General features: G+C 70.5%; 18 protein-coding genes. 10 read left to right on the top strand and 8 right to left on the bottom strand.

All coding sequences use genetic code 11. The annotated features are described in order from the left end of the window. Nucleotides 1-267: 267 nt before the first annotated feature. A complete protein-coding gene (locus VJT49_RS05490) occupies nucleotides 268-1257 on the bottom strand; it encodes a carbohydrate kinase family protein (protein ID WP_324163590.1) in 990 nt (329 codons plus the stop codon). Nucleotides 1258-1366: 109 nt separating this feature from the next. On the opposite strand from VJT49_RS05490, the gene VJT49_RS05485 reads away from it, so the two are divergent. Further along, on the top strand, nucleotides 1367-1537 hold the full coding sequence (locus VJT49_RS05485) for a hypothetical protein (protein ID WP_324163589.1): 171 nt from the start codon (nucleotides 1367-1369) through the stop codon (nucleotides 1535-1537). A 46-nt stretch (nucleotides 1538-1583) separates the two neighbouring features. On the opposite strand, the gene VJT49_RS05480 is transcribed toward VJT49_RS05485, so the two are convergent. Beyond that, nucleotides 1584-1958, bottom strand: a complete 375-nt coding sequence (locus VJT49_RS05480; protein WP_324163588.1) for an iron-sulfur cluster assembly accessory protein — start codon at nucleotides 1956-1958, stop codon at nucleotides 1584-1586. Between the two features lie 138 nt (nucleotides 1959-2096). Between VJT49_RS05480 and VJT49_RS05475 the strand changes: the two genes are divergently transcribed. Further along, the gene (locus VJT49_RS05475; RefSeq protein WP_324163587.1) at nucleotides 2097-2753 is read left to right on the top strand and encodes a DUF3043 domain-containing protein; all 657 of its coding nucleotides are present in this window, start codon (nucleotides 2097-2099) and stop codon (nucleotides 2751-2753) included. 15 nt (nucleotides 2754-2768) lie between these two features. Here VJT49_RS05475 and VJT49_RS05470 read toward each other — a convergent pair whose 3' ends face one another. Together VJT49_RS05470 and VJT49_RS05465 are read right to left on the bottom strand one after the other, a co-directional pair. Further along, a complete protein-coding gene (locus VJT49_RS05470) occupies nucleotides 2769-6686 on the bottom strand; it encodes a hypothetical protein (RefSeq protein WP_324163586.1) in 3918 nt (1305 codons plus the stop codon). A gap of 208 nt (nucleotides 6687-6894) precedes the next feature. Continuing rightward, nucleotides 6895-7371: a DUF2165 domain-containing protein gene (locus VJT49_RS05465; RefSeq protein WP_414635832.1), complete on the bottom strand. Its 477-nt coding sequence runs from the start codon at nucleotides 7369-7371 to the stop codon at nucleotides 6895-6897. 280 nt (nucleotides 7372-7651) lie between these two features. On the opposite strand from VJT49_RS05465, the gene VJT49_RS05460 reads away from it, so the two are divergent. Beyond that, nucleotides 7652-8641, top strand: a complete 990-nt coding sequence (locus VJT49_RS05460; RefSeq protein WP_324163584.1) for an aldo/keto reductase family protein — start codon at nucleotides 7652-7654, stop codon at nucleotides 8639-8641. A 197-nt stretch (nucleotides 8642-8838) separates the two neighbouring features. Here VJT49_RS05460 and VJT49_RS05455 read toward each other — a convergent pair whose 3' ends face one another. Further along, nucleotides 8839-9588 carry an IspD/TarI family cytidylyltransferase gene (locus VJT49_RS05455; RefSeq protein WP_324163583.1) on the bottom strand — a complete coding sequence of 250 codons (750 nt, stop codon included), beginning with the start codon at nucleotides 9586-9588 and terminating at the stop codon, nucleotides 8839-8841. Nucleotides 9589-9771: 183 nt separating this feature from the next. On the opposite strand from VJT49_RS05455, the gene VJT49_RS05450 reads away from it, so the two are divergent. The 3 genes from VJT49_RS05450 (at nucleotide 9772) to cobT (ending at nucleotide 12079) form a co-directional block, all read left to right on the top strand. Continuing rightward, complete coding sequence (locus VJT49_RS05450; protein ID WP_324163582.1) at nucleotides 9772-10038, top strand: HPr family phosphocarrier protein; 267 nt, start codon at nucleotides 9772-9774, stop codon at nucleotides 10036-10038. Then, nucleotides 10038-10985: a sugar-binding transcriptional regulator gene (locus VJT49_RS05445; RefSeq protein WP_324163581.1), complete on the top strand. Its 948-nt coding sequence runs from the start codon at nucleotides 10038-10040 to the stop codon at nucleotides 10983-10985. The genes VJT49_RS05450 and VJT49_RS05445 overlap by 1 nt, the downstream gene beginning before the upstream one ends. 77 nt (nucleotides 10986-11062) lie before the next feature. Beyond that, entirely contained in the window at nucleotides 11063-12079 is a 1017-nt protein-coding gene (gene cobT, locus VJT49_RS05440) for a nicotinate-nucleotide--dimethylbenzimidazole phosphoribosyltransferase (protein WP_324163580.1), read from the top strand. Nucleotides 12080-12130: 51 nt separating this feature from the next. Here the strand turns inward: cobT and VJT49_RS05435 are convergent, their stop codons facing one another. Continuing rightward, on the bottom strand, nucleotides 12131-13234 hold the full coding sequence (locus tag VJT49_RS05435) for a branched-chain amino acid aminotransferase (protein WP_324163579.1): 1104 nt from the start codon (nucleotides 13232-13234) through the stop codon (nucleotides 12131-12133). 110 nt (nucleotides 13235-13344) lie between these two features. Here VJT49_RS05435 and VJT49_RS05430 point away from each other — a divergent pair, with 110 nt between their 5' ends. After that, nucleotides 13345-13629 carry a hypothetical protein gene (locus tag VJT49_RS05430; RefSeq protein WP_324163578.1) on the top strand — a complete coding sequence of 95 codons (285 nt, stop codon included), beginning with the start codon at nucleotides 13345-13347 and terminating at the stop codon, nucleotides 13627-13629. On the opposite strand, the gene VJT49_RS05425 is transcribed toward VJT49_RS05430, so the two are convergent. Then, on the bottom strand, nucleotides 13571-14674 hold the full coding sequence (locus VJT49_RS05425; protein ID WP_324163577.1) for a hypothetical protein: 1104 nt from the start codon (nucleotides 14672-14674) through the stop codon (nucleotides 13571-13573). The genes VJT49_RS05430 and VJT49_RS05425 overlap by 59 nt on opposite strands. 76 nt (nucleotides 14675-14750) lie before the next feature. On the opposite strand from VJT49_RS05425, the gene VJT49_RS05420 reads away from it, so the two are divergent. After that, nucleotides 14751-16244, top strand: a complete 1494-nt coding sequence (locus tag VJT49_RS05420) for a leucyl aminopeptidase (RefSeq protein ID WP_324163576.1) — start codon at nucleotides 14751-14753, stop codon at nucleotides 16242-16244. A gap of 4 nt (nucleotides 16245-16248) precedes the next feature. Here the strand turns inward: VJT49_RS05420 and VJT49_RS05415 are convergent, their stop codons facing one another. Continuing rightward, complete coding sequence (locus tag VJT49_RS05415; protein WP_324163591.1) at nucleotides 16249-16590, bottom strand: oxidoreductase; 342 nt, start codon at nucleotides 16588-16590, stop codon at nucleotides 16249-16251. A 324-nt stretch (nucleotides 16591-16914) separates the two neighbouring features. On the opposite strand from VJT49_RS05415, the gene lpdA reads away from it, so the two are divergent. Both lpdA and VJT49_RS05405 read left to right on the top strand, forming a co-directional pair. Continuing rightward, nucleotides 16915-18288: a dihydrolipoyl dehydrogenase gene (gene lpdA / locus VJT49_RS05410; protein WP_324163575.1), complete on the top strand. Its 1374-nt coding sequence runs from the start codon at nucleotides 16915-16917 to the stop codon at nucleotides 18286-18288. A gap of 55 nt (nucleotides 18289-18343) precedes the next feature. After that, on the top strand, nucleotides 18344-18993 hold a 650-nt coding region (locus VJT49_RS05405), incomplete at its 3' end, for a biotin/lipoyl-containing protein (protein ID WP_324163574.1).

The following is an 18993-nucleotide window of genomic DNA, read 5'->3' as shown; positions in this document are numbered from 1 at the left end:
CTCGCACAGCAAGGGGCCACGACCCCGCCGGCATGGTGTCCAACGCTCACCCGCTTCAACGGGATGCCGTGATCCCTGGGTGCGAGACCCCGCGTCCCCTTCCGCCAAGGCCGATACGGCCGGCCACAACGCGAATTGTGGACTATCTCACGCGACGCGAAAGCCGGACTCACGTGTCCCGAAAACCCGACTCGCGTGCCACGAAAGCCCGACTCGGGTGCCGCGGAGGCTGGACTCGGGTGTCCCGAGAGCCGGACTCGGGCGGGGTCAGGACGGGAGGCGGGGGGCGATTTCGGTGGCGGCGTCGGAGCCGTAGGCGTCGGCGAGGCGTTTGACGGCCGAGGGGGTGTTCAAGGTCCATTCCTGGGTGCCCACGGTCTCCAGGACGAGGACGGCGATGAGGGAGCCGAGCTGGGCGGAACGTTCGAGGTTCAGCCCGCCCGCGCGGCCGGCCAGGAAACCGGCGCGGAAGCCGTCGCCGACGCCGGTCGGGTCCGCCTTGGCGAATTCGGGTACCGCGCTGACCTTCAGGTCGAGCCCGTCCGGGCCGATGATCTCCACGCCCTTTTCACCGAGCGTGGTGATCCGGATGCCGACGCGGCCGAGCACGTCCTGCTCGGTCCAGCCGGTCTTGCGGAGCAGCAGCTCCCATTCGTAGTCGTTGGTGAACAGGTACCTGGCCCCGTCGACGAAGGCGCGGGCCTGCTCGCCGCTCATCCTGGCGAGCTGCTGTGACGGGTCGACGGCGAAGGGGTAGCCACGCTGGCGGCACTCTTCGGCGTGCCGGAGCATGCCTTCGGGATCGTCCGGGCTGATCAGCACGAGGCTCAGCCCACCGCAGCGGCGAGCGATCGGTTCCAGTTCGATGTTGCGCGCCTCGGCCATGGCGCCGGTGTAGAAGGTGGCGATCTGGCACAGATCGTCGTCGGTGGTGCACACGAAACGAGCGGTGTGCGCGACCTCCGACACGTGCACGCCCGCGGTGTCGACACCGTGGCGTTCCAGCCAGGACCGGTAGTCGGCGAAGTCCTCGCCCACCGCCCCGACCAGCACCGGCCGCACGCCCAGCACGCCAAGTCCGAAAGCCACGTTGGCGCCGATGCCGCCGCGCCGGACCACGAGATCGTCGGCGAGGAAGGACAGCGACACCCGGTGCAGCTGGTCGGCGACGAGTTGCTCGGCGAACCTTCCCGGGAAGTGCATCAGATGATCTGTTGCGATGCTGCCGGCCACCGCGATGCGATCGTTGGAAGCCACCGGTTCTCCCTGTCTGACATCGGTGTCGATAACCCGAAAAGAGCGACTGGCGAACACTACCGGTAGGTAAGGCTGTCGCGACGCACGCAACCGGCTTAGCGTCGGTTTCGTGACCCCCGCTACCGAACCCGAAACCCTCGACGAACTGATCAACGACTGTGCTGACATCCCGGAGGAGTTGCGGGTCCCGGCCGGTTCCGCCCCGCACCCCCCGGCTCCCCAGCAATGGGTCGTCGACGAGGCTTGCCACTCACAGGTGGCCGGCCTCGACGCGTACTGAACCCAAAGGAAAGCGGGGCCCCGGATGGAGCCCCGCTTTCAGGTGGTCAGTGGAACGAGTCGCCGCAGGCGCACGAGCCCGTGGCGTTGGGGTTGTCGATGGTGAAGCCCTGCTTCTCGATCGTGTCGACGAAGTCGATCACGGCGTCCTGCACGTACGGCGCGCTCATCCGGTCCACGGCCACGCGCAGCCCGTTGAAATCGCGGAAGAGGTCGCCGTCAAGCGTGCGCTCGTCGAAGAACAGCTGGTAGCGCAGGCCCGCGCAACCACCCGGCTGGACTGCGATCCGCAGGTGCATGTCGTCGCGGCCCTCCTGGTCCAGCAGGGCCTTCGCCTTGGCAGCCGCGGCGTCGGTCAGCGTCACGCCGTGCGTGGCTTCGCCGGCCTCGGGCTGCTGGCCGGTCTGCTCAGCGGTCGTCATTGCTCTCCCTCGGTGTTGCGTGCGGCAGGCACGGGGTCATCTTGCAGTGGACAACAACCGCGGTGCCTGATCTGTTCCATGGTGGCATACCCGCCGACCACGTGAACACCTACGGCGAGCTTGGAATATCCTGTTCGAGTGAGGTTCTTGCGCCGCAATGGCACTACCACCGAAGACAGCCCCGAGAACGGGACCGCCGAGGTGGCGCCCGGTATCGAATCTCACAACAAGGGATACACACCCGGTAAGGGCCGCGCGACTCCGAAGCGCCGCGAGGCCGAGAGCAAGCGCCGCGGTCCGGTGGCCCCGCCGCCGCGCACCATGCGCGAGGCGATGAAGCGCAACCGCGAGCTGAAGAAGTCGAACCCGAACTTCAAGGCCGAGCGCCGCGCACAGGCCAGGGAGCGCCAGCGGCTGATGGCCCAGGGCGACGAGCGGTACCTGCTGCCCCGGGACAAGGGCCCGGTCAAGGCCTACGTGCGTGACCTGGTGGACTCCCGGCGGAACCTGCTCGGCCTGTTCATGCCGCTCGCGGTGCTGGTGTTCGTCGCGCTGCTCGTGCCGTACGTGGCCATTCAGCAATACGCCACCCTGCTGTGCACGCTGCTGTTGCTGGCGATGGCCGCCGAAGGGGTCCTGTCCGGCAGGCGGATCGCCAAGCAGGTGCGCGCGAAGTTCCCGAAGGAGACGGTCAACGGCCGCTCGATCGGCTGGTACGCCTTCGTCCGGGCCAGCCAGATCCGCAGGCTTCGGATGCCCAAGCCGCGTGTCAAGCCCGGCGACACAATTTCCTGACTAACAAGTTCCTGACTAACAAGGCGGGTCATAGGGCAGCTGCGGTAGGTGCTGCTGCCAGCCGTCTTCGGTGAGGGTGCCTTCGGTCGCCCCGCAGATCCGCCGGATCGCGTCGTCGACGTCGAGGTCCCACAGCAGCACGGTGCCGGTGTCAGTGGTGGTGGCCAGGGTCCTGCCGGACGGGGCGAACGCCGTGGAGCTGACCTCGCCGCTCCGGCTCCCGTTCAGTGAACGCCCGTACGGCACGGGGTTCGCCCGGTCCCCGACGCTCCACAGCTGGACGGCCCCGTCGTCGGTGACCGAAGCCAGGCAGACGCCGTCCGGGCTGAACGCCACATCCTTGACCAGGCCGGCGAAGCCGGCGAGCGGGCTGCCGACCGGGCCGGCGTTGGCGGGATCGGCGACGTTCCACAGCCGCACCGTCTTGTCGTCACTGCCGGAGGCGAGCGTCTTCCCGTCCGGGCTGAACTCGATGGCGTTGATCGCGCCGGTGTGTCCCGTCAGTGGCCGGCCGAGGGGAACGGCACGGGCGGGATCGGCGACGTTCCACAGCCGCACGGTCTGGTCGCTGCTGCCGGTGGCAAGAGTGCGGCCGTCCGGGCTGAACGCGATCGAGTTGACGTAGCCGGTGTGCCCGGTCAGCGGCGGGCCGAGCTTGACCGGACGGGCGGGATCGGCGATGTCCCAGAGCTGAACGCTCTGGTCGTCGTTGCCGGTGACCATGATCCGGCCGTTCGGGCTGAACATGACGTCGTTGGCGTAGCGGACGCCGAGGGCCAGCGGGTCGCCGAGCAGCGTGGGGTGGGCCGGGTCGGCGACGTTCCACAGCTGGACCGTCCGGTCGCTTTCCCCGACGGCCAGGATCTTTCCGTCCGGGGCGAATGCCATCTTCCAGATCTGCCCGGTGGCGGTGAGCAGGCCGAGCGTGCTGGGGTGGCCCGGATCGCGCACGTCCCACAGCCGGATCGTGTGGTCGGTACTGCCGCTGGCCATCACCTGGCCGTCCTGTCTGAACGCGACCTCCTTCACGTCGGAGGTATGACCGGCGAGGATGGTGCCCGGCAGTGACCACAGCCGCACGATTCCGTCCTGCCCGCCGGTGGCGAGATAACGCCCGTCGGGGCTGAACGAAACCGCGTATCCGGAGCCCCCGGCCAGCGGGTGTTCCAGCTCGCTGACCTTGGCCGGGTTGGCCAGGTTCCACAGCCGGGCGGTGCCGTCGTTCCCGGTGCTGGCCAGCACGTTCCCGTCCCGGTTGAACGCCACCGACCAGACCTGGCCGGTGTGTCCGATCAGCGGGGCACCCAGCGGAACAGCGCGGCCGCGGTCGCCGACGTCCCACAGCCGGACCGTCTTGTCTCCGCTGCCGGCCGCCAGCAGCCGCCCATCGGGACTGAACGCGACCGAGTGCACGGTGTCGGTGAACCCGGTCAGCGGCCCGCCCAGCGGCGCCGGAGCGCGCGGGTCCGTCACGTCCCACAACAGGATGGTGTCGTCGTCGCCGCCCGCCGCGATCGTGCGCCCGTCCGGGCTGAACGCGACCGACCGGACCGCGTCCGTGTGCCCGGTCAGCAGGCTGAGACTCGCCGGCCGGCGTGGATCGGAGATGTCCCAAAGGTGGACCGTGTGCTTCTCGTCGGCGGTGGCCAGCCGGCGCCCGTCAGGGCTGAACGCGACCAGGTAGATGGTGCCGTCGCCGCCGCTGATCGGGTCGCCGAGGCGAACCGGCCGTGCCGGGTCCGTCACATCCCAGAGCAGAACCGTGCCGTCGTCGCCCGCGGTCGCGAGCAACCGGCCGTCCGGGCTGAACACCGCCGTGCTCACCCAGCTCGTGTGCCCGGTCAGCGGCGCGCCGAGGGGCTTGGGGTGACTGCGGTCGCGGACGTCCCACAACCGGGCGGTGCGGTCGTAGCTGGCGGTCGCGAGGGTGTTCCCGTCCGGACTGAACGAAGTCAGGTAGACCGCGCCGGTGTGCCCGAGGATGGGGGTGGCCAGCGCCTGCTGCTGGGTGGAGATCAACCGGGTGTCGACCGCCGTGTCGTCCGGGCGCATCCGGCGGGCCACCAGGCCGAACACGGCCGACAGGGACGGGTCGCTGTCGGCCAGGCGGTCGGTTTCGGACACCACCTGCTGGAACCGTGCGTCGTCACGCTGCTGGACCGCGATGACCGCAGCGGACACCGCGGTCATCGCGAACACCACGACCAGTGCCACCGCGGAGCGCCGGAGCCAGCTGTTCCGGCGCTGGTGCCGGACGGAGGCCGCGAGGAAGGCGCCGGCCACCGCGCTCAGCGCCTCCTGACCGGCCGTCGACGCCCACTGTTTGGCGTGGTCGAGGCGCGCTCCGCGGTAGAGCGGGGAGGAGTCCCGGCCCTCGCGGTCCCAGGCTCGCGCGTCCTCCTCCAGCCGCTGGCGCAGCAGGTTGCCCGCCCGGTCCCCCTCGATCCACCGCCGCAACCGGGGCCAGGCGTGCAGCAAAGCCTCGTGAGTGATCTCGACCGACTTGGCGTCCAAGGTCAGCAGCCGCGCGCTGGCCAGCGTGTCCAGGGCAGCTTCCGCGGCGGCCGCGTTCGGCGCCTGTTCCACCAGCTCCTGCCGGTTGCCGCGGCGACGGGTGTCCTGGGTGTCCTCGCCGACACGGACCAGTCGCAGCAGGATCTGCCGCGCCGCGACCTGGCCGTTGGCGTCGAGATTGGCCCAGGCACGCTCGGCGGTCTCCGCGACCGCACGGTGGATCCCGCCCGCCGAACGGTACCCGGCGATGGTCAGTTTGCCGCTCTGCCGACGCTGCCAGGTGGCCAGCAGCGCGTGCGAAAGCAGCGGCAGTGCCCCGGCGTTGTAGGCGGTCCGGCACCGTCCGTTCTGCACGCCCAGATCGCGCAGGATGAGGTCGGCCAGTCCAGTCTCCAGTTGCAGGCCCGCCGCCTTCGCCGGGCCGGTGACCGCCTCCCGCAGTTCGATCGCCGTCATCGGCCCGAGCACCATCGAGCGGGCCTGCAGCGCCTCGGCGAGCGGCAGGTGCTCCAGACACTGGCCGTAGAAGTCGGCGCGGACGGCCACCAGGACCAGCCCCGCCGCGCCCCGCGCGCACAGGGTGTCCAGCACCCGCACGAACTTGCGGCGGACCTCATCGTCCTCGCAGAGGGTGAAGGTCTCCTCGAACTGGTCCACCACGAGCACGATGCGCGCGTCGGGTCCGCTGCGCCGCTGGGCTTCCGCGGCGATCGCCGCGCGGATTTCGTCCGGACCGGACGCGTCGGCCAGCGCCGGGACCTCGGTGACCAGTTGCTTGAGCGGGTCGTCGCCAGGCGTGATCACCACCGTCGGCCAGCCCGGGTCCGGGGTCCCGCCCAGCGCGCCGCGGGCGAGCGCGGGCAGCAGGCCGGCGTGCACCAGCGACGACTTGCCGGCCCCGGACGCGCCGACCAGCGCGACGATCCCACCGGTCTCGATGGCCCCGGCCAGCCGCGCGACCAGCGCGTCCCGGCTCCGCTCCTGGCCGAAGAACCAGCCCGAGTCCTCCGCGCGGAAAGCGGACAACCCCCGATAGGGGCAGGCGCCGCTGTCCCCGCCCGGCTCTCCGGCCGTGGAAACGGGAGTGGCCAGCGCCTCCCTCCAGAGCGACCGCCAAGCGACGATGTCGTACAGACCTTCGACCGGCGGCTGCGGGCGGACGCGCCGCGCCTGCCCGATCAGCACCTCCAGCACGACCGAGAGCGCGGCGAACCGCGCCGGGACGTTGCGGCCACGCCGCCAGTCGCTGACCCGTTGGGGCACCACCCGGACCGGATGGCCGCGCTCGTCGACCCTGCCTGCCCGGGCCACCGCGCTGGCCACCTGCTTCAGCGGCGGGTCGCCCGCCTGGGCGTACAGCAGGGAAAAACGTTCCGCGAAGACCGCACGTGGCAGGAGATCCGGGCGAGAGTCGACCATCGGGTGCGGATCGTCCTCCTTGTCCTGCTCCGGACCGGAAACCGTATGTACGGCGTTCAGCAGCGAGTTTAGCGACCGGATCGGACGGCTCTGGACCGGTCGAGGCGATCAGCTGTCATGCTGTTGACGGCGCGTCGCCGAGAAGTCTGGGGGTGTTCTCGGCGGCGCGCTCTGCCGTGTGGGGGTACGGCCGCCAGATCCCCTTCTTCTACAGTGGCTCCTTGACGGCTCGCTCCCGGTGTCCCACGGACCGGGCGACCGGGTCGTCTTCCTTGCCCCGCAGCGAGTGCACGAGGACCAGCCCGACCGCGGCGACGATCAGGTAGCGCGTCGCCGATTCGAGGCCGTTCCACTTCGGGGACTGCCACATCTGGAACCACTCGCCGCCCACCGCGAGGAAGCCGCCGGCGAACAGAACCAGTTGCATCAGCCAGCCCGCCGCGGAAAGCGTTTTCGCGATCGGCCGGCGGAGTATCCAGGCGACGCTGCCCGCGAGCAGGAGAACGGACGTGACGGCCTCCCAGGCGATCACCAGTACGTAGGCGGTGGTGGCGAGACCCGGGCTGGCGATGGACCGCCACATCAGGTTGGGCGACTTGAACGTGGTGTCCATCGACAGCACGTGCTGGACGAACGCGTAGTTGGTGTGGTAGTCGATGATGTTGTCCACTGTGACCAAGGTCATTTGAATGGCCGTGATGATGGTGAGTGCCGCGACGGCCAGAGACAGACTTCCCAGTCTGGCGATAACACGCATGGCTTCACACTCTATTCGTTGCGTGACCATCCGCGTAGTGATCTAGGGTGACGCTCATGCCCTTACCCGCTTTCCCGCGGCCTTGCCCGCGACGGTGTCGGCAGGCCGCTCCTTGAGAACCCCGGTCGCCTGATCGAATAAGGCGTCCTGCCGCCCCGATTCAACGCGCGCCCCGTAGTCACCTTGACTGCCGCGAACAGGAGCACTCATGTACCACCGCCGCCTCGGCCGCAGCGGCCTCTCCGTCAGTGAACTCGCCTACGGCAACTGGATCACGCACGGCTCGCAGATCGAGGAAGAGCAGGCACACGCCTGCATCCGGGCCGCGCTCGACGCCGGGATCACCACCTTCGACACCGCCGACGTCTACGCGAACACCGCCGCGGAGTCGGTGCTCGGCCGCGGTCTCGCCGGGCAGCGGCGGGAAAGCCTGGAGATCCTCACCAAGGTTTTCTTCCCGACCGGTCCGGGCGGCCCCAACGACAAGGGGCTCGGGCGCAAGCACGTCCTCGAGTCCTGCCACGCCTCGCTGAAGCGGCTGGGAACCGACCACATCGACGTCTACCAGGCGCATCGTTTCGACCCGACCGTGCCGCTGGAGGAGACCTTCCTCGCCTTCGCCGACCTGGTCCGCCAAGGCAAGGTGCTCTACATCGGCGTGTCCGAGTGGACGGCCGAGGAGATCACCCGGGGCGCGGCGATCGCGCGTGAGCTGAACGTGCCGTTCGTGTCCAATCAGCCGCAGTACAACATGCTGTGGCGGGTCATCGAGCCCCAGGTGGTGCCGGCCAGTGAGCGCGAGGGCATCAGCCAGATCGTGTACTCGCCGATCGCGCAGGGCGCGCTGACCGGCAAGTACCAGCCGGGCCGGCCCGCGCCCGCCGGATCCCGCGCGACCGACGAGCGGGGCGCGACCTTCATCCAGCGATGGCTGCGCGACGAAGTGCTGGAGCGGGTGGCCAAGCTCGAGCCCTTGGCCGCGCAGGCGGGGCTGAGCCTGGCGCAGCTCGCCGTGGCGTGGGTGCTCCAGAACTCGAACGTGGCGGCGGCGATCATCGGCGCTTCACGGCCCGACCAGGTGCGCGAGAACGTCAAGGCAGCGGGCGTGCAGCTTGACGCCGACCTGCTGACGGCGATCGACGAGGTCCTGCTCGGCGTCGTCGAGGACGACCCGCGCCTGACCGCCCGGGCGGGCTGAGCTCACTCCCGGTCAGGGGATCTGGGGGTCCGCACCCCAGAGGGAAGGGGGTCTGGGGGCACACCCGCAGGCGGGCAGAGCGGTCTGGGGCTTGCCCCCAGGCGGGTCAGGGGGTTTGGCCTGGGTTTGACCTGGGTTTGACCGCAGCGGGGACAGGCCAGTGGCGTGCTCGGTCTTGTCCGTGCGTTTTCCTGGGTTCAGGAGTCCGAGGTTTGGTAGTCCGGCGAAGCCAGCATTCGCTCGGCGACCACCAGGTCGTGCGGGTAGGTGACCTTGAAGTTCTGCTGCTCCCCCCGGACCCAGTGCACCGGCAGGCCGGAGAACCGTTCCATCACCGACGCGGTGTCCGTGCCCACGAAACCCTCGCGCGCCGCCTGCTCGTAGGCGTCCAGCAACGGCCTCGCGCGGAAACCCTGCGGGGTCTGCGCCCGGATCACCGTGCCCGGTAAGCGCTCGCCGAGTGACTTGCCGTCTTCGCCGACGGCCAGGATGTCGTCGGCGGGCAATCCGGGGATCGCGCCGCCGTGCTCGCGCGCCGAGTGCAGCACTCCGCCGATCAGGGCCGGGCTGATCAACGGCCGGGCCGCGTCGTGCAACAGCACGGTGTCGATCAGCGCGCCGTCGATCCGCTCGGCGAGGTGGCGCAGCGCGCGCAGTTCGGACTCCTGCCGGGTCTGCCCGCCGTAGACGACCTCGACGGCGCCGGTGACCTCGCGGTCGAGCACCGACTCGACCAGGTCGAGGTCCTCAGGGCGGGCGACGAGCACGAGCACGCCGACGCCGGGCACACGCGCGAACGCCTCCAGCGACCAGGAAACCAGCCTACGCCCGGCCAGCGGCAGGTACACCTTGTTCAGGCTCGCGCCGACCCGCGTGCCGGCGCCGCTGGCCAGCACCACACCGGCGGCGCACGGCCCCGTGCTCGCCTTCGCCCGCCGTTGTGTCATGACCGGAATCATACGATCAAGATCTCCCGCAGGGGCGCCGGCAACCGGCCGCGGCGGCCCAACGGCGACCCACCCCGTGCCACCACCTGTCCGCACTTCTGTGCATATGTTCTTCACGCTTGACAATGACGGCTGTAGCATGCGGATCCCGCGGCTCACCAGCCCCGACGGAACAGGAGCGACATGCCGGAGATCAAGGTCAAGATCGGTTCGCCGGTGGGTCTGCACGCGCGCCCGGCCGGCCTCTTCGTCAAGGCGGCCGCCAAGCACGGCGGATCGGTCACCATCGGGCGTCCCGGGGCCGACCCAGTGGACGCGCGGAGCGTGCTTTCCGTACTGAGCCTAACGATCGGCCACGGCGAAGAGGTGGTGTTGCGCGCCGAGGGCGAGAACGCCGACACCGCCCTCGCCGAGTTGTCTCAGCTCCTGGTGAGTGATCTGGACGCCTGATGCCGCCACCCCGGGAACGGCAGTTGCTGGTCAAGGCGGCCCGCCTCTACTACGAGGAGGGCCGCTCCCAGCACGAGATCGCCGGTGCCCTCGGGGTGAGCCGGTCAAGTGTGTCGCGGATGCTCACCGCGGCCCGCGAGCGCGGCATCGTGCAGATCCGGATCAACGACCCGACCGGGCGGGACCTGGAGTTGGAGGGCGGCCTGACCGAGCGTTTCGGGCTGCGGGACTGCCGGGTCGCGGGAAGCCACAGCGGGGAACGGCCGCTGCCGCGCGTGGGCGATCTCGGCGCCCGGTGGCTGATGGAGAACCTGCGTCCCGGACGGCGGATCGGGGTCTCCTGGGCTCACGGCGTGCGGGCGGTGGTCCAGCACGTTCCGGACGAGGGCGGGCTCGACGTGGAAGTGCTACCGCTCGTCGGCGGACTGTCCTCAGTGGACTCCGCGGTCACCGGCGAAGAACTGGCCCGCGAGCTCGCGGGCAGGCTCGGCGGCCGGTTCCGGCGGCTGCCCGCACCCGCGTTGCTGACTTCCGTGGCGGGCCGGGACATCCTGCTCGCCGAACCGTCCATTCGCGACACTTTGGACGCCGCCCGCCGGGCGCACGTCGCGGTGGTCGGTATCGGCAGCTTCGGCGTCGGCTCGTCGGCCGCGCTGGTGCGGACGCTGGAACTCACCGACGACGAACTCGAGGAGTTTCGTGCCGCGGCCCCGGTCGGGGAGGTGTGCGCCCGGTTCTTCGACGCCTCCGGCAATCCTGTTCCGGGACCGGTGGACGACCGGGTACTGGGCATCTCGCTGGACGGCCTGGCCGGCATCCCGGCCGTCGCCGGGGTCGCCGCCGGGCTCGAGAAGGTGGCCGGTGTGCTCGGCGCCCTGCGCACAGGTGTGCTGGATGTTCTGATCTGCGACCGGTCTCTGGGCCGCGCGCTCCTGGAACGCGATTGAGTCAGGACAGCAGCAACGCGAAGCGGTTCAGTTGAGGGTGGCGGTGGGCCTGCGGGCTTGGGCACTAGGTTGACCGCGTGACTGTTGAGTTCGCCGAGGTCCCGTATCCCGATGAGCCCACTCGCGCCGAGGCACTGCGGCGGCATGCCACGCTGCTCAAGCCGGTCGGCTCGCTGGGCAGGCTCGAGGAGTTGGGTGCCTGGGTCGCGGCCTGCCAGGCCAAGGTTCCGCCGCGCCCGTTCAGCCGACCGCGCGTGATCGTGTTCGCCGCGGACCACGGGATCGCGGCCAAGGGCGTTTCGGCCTACCCCCCGGAAGTCACCGCCAGGCGGGTAAGCGCGCTCCTGGAAGGCGGCGGAGTCACCAACGCGCTCGCGCGGGTGGGCGGCGCCGGGGTGCGTGTGATCGACGTGGGTGTCGACGCGGACACCCCGCTCACCGGTTTCAAGGTGCGCAGGGGCTCCGGTGCGATCGACGTCGAAGACGCGCTCACCGCCGAAGAAGTGGAAGCGGCGCTGCGGGCCGGGATCGAGGTGGCCGACGCGGAGGTGGACTCCGGCGCCGACTTGCTCATCGCGGGCGATCTGGGGGTCGGCGCGAGTACCCCGTCCTCGGTGCTCGTCGCCGCGCTCACCGGCACCGAACCGGTCGCGGTGGTCGGCCGGGGCTCCGGCATCGACGACACCACGTGGATGCGCAAGGCGGCCGCGATCCGGGACGCGCTGCGCCGGGCCCGCGCGGTGCTGACCGATCCGGTCGCGCTGCTCCGCACCTCCGGCGGTGCTGATCTGGCCGCGATCGCCGGGTTCCTCGCGCAGGCGGCGGTGCGCCGCACGCCGGTCCTGCTGGACGGCCTCACCGCCGGCGCCGCCGCACTGGTGGCCGAGGAACTCGCGCCCGGTGCGCGGTCGTGGTGGCTCGCCGCGCATCGGTGCGCCGAGCCCGCCCACGATCTCGTGCTGACGCACCTCGACCTGAAACCGGTGCTGGACCTGGACATCCGGCTCGGCGAGGGGTCCGGCGCGGCCGCCGCCCTCCCACTGCTGGCGATGGCCACCCGCCTGCTGACCGAGGTGGCCACCTACGAGCCGTGACGCGGAAAGGGGTCCGGGGCAAGCCCCGGACCCCCCGTCCCGCGTGTCCACTCAGGACAGTGGGTGCATCCAGCCATGCGGATCGGGGCAGGTGCCCGCCTGAATGCCGGTCAACTCGGTGCGCAGCCGCATGGTCAGCTCGCCGGGCTCGCCACCGGCGACGAGGAACTCGCCGCCGGCATGCTTGACCCGGCCGACCGGCGTGATCACGGCGGCGGTGCCACACGCGAACACCTCGGTCAGCTCACCGGAAGCCGCCGCCTTCTCCCACTCGTCGGTGGAGATGCGCCGTTCCTCGACCTGGTGCCCGAAGTCGGCCGCCAGCGTCAGCAGGGAGCTGCGGGTGACACCGGGCAGCAGCGAACCGCTCAGTTCCGGCGTCACCAACTTGGCGTCCCGGCCCGAGCCGAAGACGAAGAACAGGTTCATCCCGCCCATCTCCTCGACCCACCGGTGCTCCGCCGCGTCGAGCCAGACCACCTGGTCACAGCCCTGCTCCACGGCCTGGGCCTGGGCCACGAAGGACGCCGCGTAGTTCCCGGCGCACTTCGCCGCGCCGGTCCCGCCCGGGGCGGCCCGCACGTACTCCGTGGACAGCCACACGCTCACCGGCTTGATCCCACCGGAGAAGTAGGCCCCCACGGGCGAGGCGATGACGCTGTAGAGGTACTCGCTGGCCGGGGCGTTCACACCGAGGCCCACCGACGTGGAGATCATGAACGGGCGCAGGTAAAGGGTGGAGTTCGGCGTGGTGAGCACCCACCGGCCGTCCACCGCGACGAGCTCATGCAGCGACGAGATGAACAGCTCCTCCGGCAGCTCCGGCATCGCCAGTCGCCGCGCCGAAGAGCGGAACCGGGCGGCGTTGGCGTCCGGCCGGAACGCGGCGATCGAGCCGTCCGGCTGACGGTAGGCCTTGAGCCCCTCGAAGATCGACTGACCGTAGTGCAGCACCGACGTCGCCGGGTCGAGCGTGACCGGCTCGTAGGGACGCACCGCGCCGTCGTGCCAGCCGTGCTCGGCGGACCAGCGCAGGGTCACCATGTGGTCGGTGAAGTACTTCCCGAAGCCCGGGTTCGCCAGTACCTCGGCTACCCGCTGCGTGGAGGCAGGAGTCGGGTTCGGGGTACGGGTGAAGGGCATCGTGGTTGTCATGGGGGTCAGAATAGCTCTTGATCGGACGTCCAACGATTGCCAGGTGGCCCGGTCCTGCTAAGCGGGCGAAAGCCGGCCTTCCCGGGCCGGTGCTGCTCTACCATGAGGCCGTGGCCGACAACTCCGTTTCCGCCGGGACCGCATCGGATGTCCGGACCTTCGCCGCCGCCGTGCTGCTCACCTACGCGGGCGGGGTGCTCATGCTGGTGGGCTACATCCTGCTGTCCGGCGTGTTCGGGGCCATCCTGGGCCTGGTCGGCGCGATCTTCGGGGTGGTGTGGTGGCGCACCGTCCACAAGAAGGTCTTTCCGCGCGACCTACCGGTCAAATCGCTGGTCATTCTGGGCGTGATCGGGGTGGCACTGACCGTGCTCGCCGTCGTGCTGATCCAGTAACGGCTGCCGCGACGGCGATCGCGCCGAAAGCGAGCAACAGGCAACGCGGAGGCAGCCAGGCCAGCATCGTGACGGCCAGTACCGCACTCGCCACGGCACGTGCGTCCCACCGCCTGGCGGCCAGCGTGAGCAGACTCGCCACCAGGACCTCGGCCAGCGCGAGCGCGGCGGCGACGAGCAGCGCGGGTTTCGGCCCGAGCAGCGCCGCACCGGCCGCGGCGAGAAGCCCCCCTGCCACGGAACCCACCCGCGAAAACCCAGCTCGTGCTTCGGCCAGCGCACCGAGCGCCGCGGGCACGGTGGCGAAAACGACGACTCCGGCCAGCAACGGTTCGATGGCCTGCCCGTCCACCGCCGCCAGCAAATCCCGCACGGGCGCGGCGGAAAGTCCGAGCCGGACACCACCGAGCTGGTAGAGCGCGGCCGCACAAACGGCCAGCGCGACGACGACAGCCCCGAACAGTGTCGTGTGGGGGCGCAGCCCCCACACCCCCGCCGTCGCATGGGGGCGCAGCTTCCACACCGCCGCTGACACATGGGGGCGCAGCCCCGCTGGGGCCAGGACCTCGGACCCCCGGCACCGATTCGCCCGTCGCGGGAGCAAGGGGAACAACACCGCGGCCGCCACGAAGACCCCGCCGGTTCCCGGTACTTCCGCCGGCGACGGCACCGGCGGGACGGCCAGGCACACCGCGACCAGACCGGCCGCGGCGACCAGCAGGATCCCGAGCAGCCAGCGCCGGAAATACCGGGGCAGCGCGAAATCCACCGCGTCCACCGCGGTCACCACCAGCACCACGGCCACCGCCGCGACGGCGGAATGCCGCGGCACCAGATACGCGGCGAACGCGGAAGCGAACAGCGACACCATCGCCAGTCGTGCGGCGACCCGGCTTCCGTCAAGCAACGCATTGGGGGCGGGCGAGGGGAGCAGCGCCGAAACGGCCGCCAGCGATCCGGCCAGCACGACGCCGCCCAGCAGCCACCAGCCCGCGGCCGCCGCGCCCACGGCCAGCGCGATCAGCAGTCCCGCACCCAGCCGCACGCCTACCACCTGCCTCGACGGAGAAGCCCCTGATTAGCATGGCTCACAATCGGTGTAAGAACTCGAGGAGCCAGCAGTGACCGTGCCCAAGTTTGCCCTGACCGAGAAACCCGACGCCAACCGCGCCGAGGTCGTGGTGATCGGCACTTTCAAGGGCGACAAAACGGTCACTCTCGCGCCGGGTGCGGAAGCGGTCGACGCGGCGTTCGACGGCAAGCTCGCGGAGGTGCTGTCCTCGCTCGGGGCCAGTGGAAAGGCCGAGGAGGTCGTCAAGCTGCCGACGCTGGGCAAACTGCCCGCGGGCGTGGTGCTGGCGGTCGGCCTCGGCAAACCCGGTGCCGATGGATCCGTCGGCAGCGAGCAGGTGCGCCGGGCCGCGGGAGCGGCGGCGCGCGCACTGACCGGAACCCGGCGAGCCCTCAGCACTTTGTCCACAGTGGACCTTCACGCGGCGGTCGAAGGCACCGCGCTGGGCGCCTACGTGTTCACCGAGTACAAGTCCGAGCCGGGTGACGGCCCGATCGGCGCGGTGGACTTCCTCAGCCCCGCCGAAGGCACGGCCAAGGCGCACAAGGCCACGCTGAAGGCGGCCACCGCGATCGCCGAGGCGGTGGTCGTCGCCCGCGACCTGATCAACACCCCGCCGAACGACCTGTTCCCCGCCTCCTTCGCCGAGCGCGCCGGACAACTCGCCGAGGCGGCCGGCCTCGAGTTCGAGGTCCTCGACGAGAAGGCGTTGAAGCGCAAGGGCTTCGGCGGCATCCTCGGCGTCGGCGGCGGCTCCTCCCGCCCGCCCCGCCTGGTCCGCGTGCGCTACCACGGCCCGAAGCCGGCGAAGAAGGTCGCGCTGGTCGGCAAGGGCATCACCTTCGACTCCGGCGGCATCTCCATCAAGCCCGCCGCGAACATGGACCACATGACCTCCGACATGTCCGGGGCCGCGGCCGTGCTCGCCTCGGTGCTGCTGGCCGCCAAGCTCAGGTACCCGCTCGAGGTCACCGCCGACATCCCGCTCGCGGAGAACCTGCCGTCGGGCACCTCGTACCGGCCGGGCGACGTGCTCGCCATGTACGGCGGCAAGACGGTCGAGGTGCTCAACACCGACGCCGAGGGCAGGCTCGTGCTGGCCGACGCGATCGTGCGCGCCGCCGAGGACGACCCCGACTACCTCATCGAGACCTCCACGCTCACCGGTGCCCAGGTGGTCTCGCTCGGGAACCGCACCGCCGGGATCATGGGGTCCGACGAGTTCCGCGACCGGGTCGCCGCGATCGCGCAGGCCACCGGCGAGGGTGGCTGGCCGATGCCGCTGCCCGAGGAACTACGCGCCGACCTCGACTCGCGGCTGGCGGACCTGGCCAACGTGACCGGCCACCGGTGGGGCGGCATGCTCGCCGCGGGGATCTTCCTGCGTGAGTTCGTCGCCGACGGTCTTCCCTGGGCGCACATCGACATCGCGGGCCCGGCGTTCAACACGGGCGGTCCCTGGGGCTACACCGGAAAGGGCGGGACCGGGGTCCCCGTGCGCACCATCGCCGCGGTCCTCGCCGACATCGCCGAGCACGGGTAAGACTTCAGCGCTGGCCGCCCTCCCGTTTGACGCGCTGGGTGTATTCGCGCATGCGCTTGGGATAGCCGACCTTCGCCACCTCGTACACGGGGATGCCGCGCTTGTGGCCGAACTGCTGGGCCGCCTGCGGGCTGCCGATGCGGCGGCGCGTCCACTCGCCGTCGTGCGCGATCAGCACGACCGTGGTCTCGGTGACCGTGGTGCGGGGCTCGACGTAGGCCTCGACCCCGTGCCGGGTGGCGGCCCAGGCGTCGAGATGCGCGGTGTCGCTCTCTCTGGCCCCCCGCGGCGTGCCCGGCCTTCCGCGCCTCCTGCGCAGCGAGTCGAACAGGCCCACCTCGACCACCCCATCCCTCGGCTGTTGCTGTGGGGTCCGACCCCACACCCCGGGCTCCGGTGAGGGAGCCACCCCCACACTCCCGGCCACTCGCCATTATCCCGGCGTGGCGGAGTGGTCCGGGTAACGGACCGGCAATCACCGTCACCGCGGACACTGACCTGCGGTTCGGCTACGCCACGGGCGAGTACCGCCAGTGTGGCCACGCGCACGGCCGCCTCGGTCGCACCGGCGCAGTACCTAGTGACAAGATGATGAGGCCGAGAAGTGAAAAGAGGTTGACCAGACCTGCGAACGAGCTTTCGCCGACAAGCTCACCGAGGAGTTATTGAAGTGACCGACACCTCCGCCGACCTGGTAGTCCTTGGTGGCGGATCGGGCGGCTACGCCGCGGCTTTCCGCGCGGCCGAGCTGGGCCTTTCCGTGATCCTGGTCGAGAAGGACAAGCTGGGCGGGACCTGTCTCCACCGGGGCTGCATCCCCACCAAGGCACTGCTGCACGCGGCGGAGGTCGCCGACGTCGCACGCGAAGGCGAGCAGTTCGGCGTGAAGACGATCCTCGAGGGTGTCGACATCGCCGGCGTCAACAAGTACAAGGACTCGATCATCGCCCGGCTCTACAAAGGACTGCAGGGCCTGGCCAAGGCGCACAAGGTGCGGCTGGTCGAGGGCACCGGCACCTTCGTCGCGCCGAACACCGTCGAGGTCGACGGGCAGCGCTACACGGGCAAGAACGTGCTGCTCGCCACCGGTTCCTACTCCAAGACCCTGCCCGGCCTCGAACTGGGCGGCCGGGTCATCGCCAGCGAGGACGCGCTGGCGCTGGACTACATCCCGGAGAAGGTGATCGTGCTCGGCGGCGGCGTGATCGGCGTCGAGTTCGCCAGCGTGTGGGCCTCCTTCGGGGTGGACGTGACGATCGTGGAAGCGCTGCCCCGGCTGGTGCCCAACGAGGACGAGTTCGCCTCCAAGCAGCTGGAACGCGCGTTCCGCCGCCGCAAGATCTCCTTCAAGACCGGAGTCAGGTTCACCGGCGCCAAGCAGGACGCCAACGGCGTCTCCGTGTCGCTGGAGACCGGCGAGACCCTGGACGGCGACCTCCTGCTGGTCGCCGTCGGCCGCGGCCCCAACACCGCGGGCCACGGCTACGAGGAGGCCGGGGTGGCCATGGAGCGCGGGTTCGTGCTCACCGACGACCGCCTCCGCACCAACCTCCCGAACGTCTACGCCGTCGGCGACATCGTGCCGGGCCCGCAACTGGCCCACCGCGGCTTCGCGCAGGGCATCTTCGTCGCCGAGGAGATCGCCGGCTCCTCGCCCCGCGCCATCGACGAGTCGGGCATCCCCCGGGTCACCTACTCGCACCCGGAGGTCGCCTCGGTCGGGCTGACCGAGATCGCGGCCAAGGAGAAGTACGGCCAAGAGGTCACCACCTTCACCTACGACCTCGGCGGCAACGGTAAGAGCCAGATCCTCAAGACCTCCGGCGCCATCAAGCTGATCAAGGCTCCGGACGGACCCGTCGTCGGCCTGCACCTGGTCGGTGACCGGGTCGGCGAGCTGATCGGCGAGGCCCAGCTGATCTACAACTGGGAAGCGTTCCCGGAGGACGTGGCCCCGTTGATCCACGCCCACCCCACCCAGACCGAGGCCCTCGGCGAAGCACACCTTGCCCTGGCGGGCAAGCCACTGCACGTGCACGGCTGACGAACCTCCCGACACTTTCGACCACAACCGAGAAGATTCAAGGAGTCAGCGAACGATGGCCTACTCCGTCACATTGCCGGAGCTCGGGGAGAGCGTCACGGAGGGCACCGTCACCCGGTGGCTGAAGCAGGAAGGCGACACCGTCGCGGTCGACGAGCCGCTGCTGGAGATCTCCACGGACAAGGTGGACACCGAGGTACCGTCGCCGGTCGCCGGTGTCGTGCAGCGGATCGTCGCCAAGGAGGACGAGACGGTCGAGGTCGGCGGTGAGCTGGCCGTGATCGACGACGGGTCGGGCGGTGGCGAGAGCGCGCCCGCGCCCGAAACCGCTCAGCAGCCGAGCGAACCGGAGCCCGAGCCACAGCCGGCCGCTCCTTCGCCGCAGCCGGCCGCCGCGCCGGCGGGCGGTTCCGCCGCCGAGGGCACCCCGGTCACGCTGCCGGAGCTGGGCGAGAGCGTCACCGAGGGCACCGTCACCCGGTGGCTCAAGCAGGTCGGCGAAACCGTCGAGGTGGACGAGCCGCTGCTGGAGATCTCCACAGACAAGGTGGACACCGAGGTACCCTCCCCGGTGGCCGGCACCGTGCTGGAGATCAGCGTCGGCGAGGACGAGACCGTCGAGGTGGGCGGCAGGCTCGCGGTGATCGGCGCCCCCGGCGCCGCCCCGGCACCGGCTCCCGAGCCGCCCAGGCCCGCGCCCCAGCC

It is taken from the genome of Amycolatopsis sp. (genome assembly GCF_035276945.1).
In the GTDB taxonomy this organism is placed as follows: domain Bacteria; phylum Actinomycetota; class Actinomycetes; order Mycobacteriales; family Pseudonocardiaceae; genus Amycolatopsis_E.
Note: the sequence above shows the minus strand (reverse complement) of the source record. Positions and strands in the feature narration are given on the sequence as shown.

Coding starts and splice junctions, on each gene's coding strand:
- VJT49_RS05480 (WP_324163588.1), bottom strand. CDS start 1,958: ATGACGACCGCTGAGCAGACCGGCCAGCAGCCCGAGGCCGGCGAAGCC.
- VJT49_RS05470 (WP_324163586.1), bottom strand. CDS start 6,686: ATGGTCGACTCTCGCCCGGATCTCCTGCCACGTGCGGTCTTCGCGGAA.
- VJT49_RS05465 (WP_414635832.1), bottom strand. CDS start 7,371: ATGACCTTGGTCACAGTGGACAACATCATCGACTACCACACCAACTAC.
- VJT49_RS05460 (WP_324163584.1), top strand. CDS start 7,652: ATGTACCACCGCCGCCTCGGCCGCAGCGGCCTCTCCGTCAGTGAACTC.
- VJT49_RS05455 (WP_324163583.1), bottom strand. CDS start 9,588: ATGACACAACGGCGGGCGAAGGCGAGCACGGGGCCGTGCGCCGCCGGT.
- VJT49_RS05450 (WP_324163582.1), top strand. CDS start 9,772: ATGCCGGAGATCAAGGTCAAGATCGGTTCGCCGGTGGGTCTGCACGCG.
- VJT49_RS05445 (WP_324163581.1), top strand. CDS start 10,038: ATGCCGCCACCCCGGGAACGGCAGTTGCTGGTCAAGGCGGCCCGCCTC.
- VJT49_RS05435 (WP_324163579.1), bottom strand. CDS start 13,234: ATGACAACCACGATGCCCTTCACCCGTACCCCGAACCCGACTCCTGCC.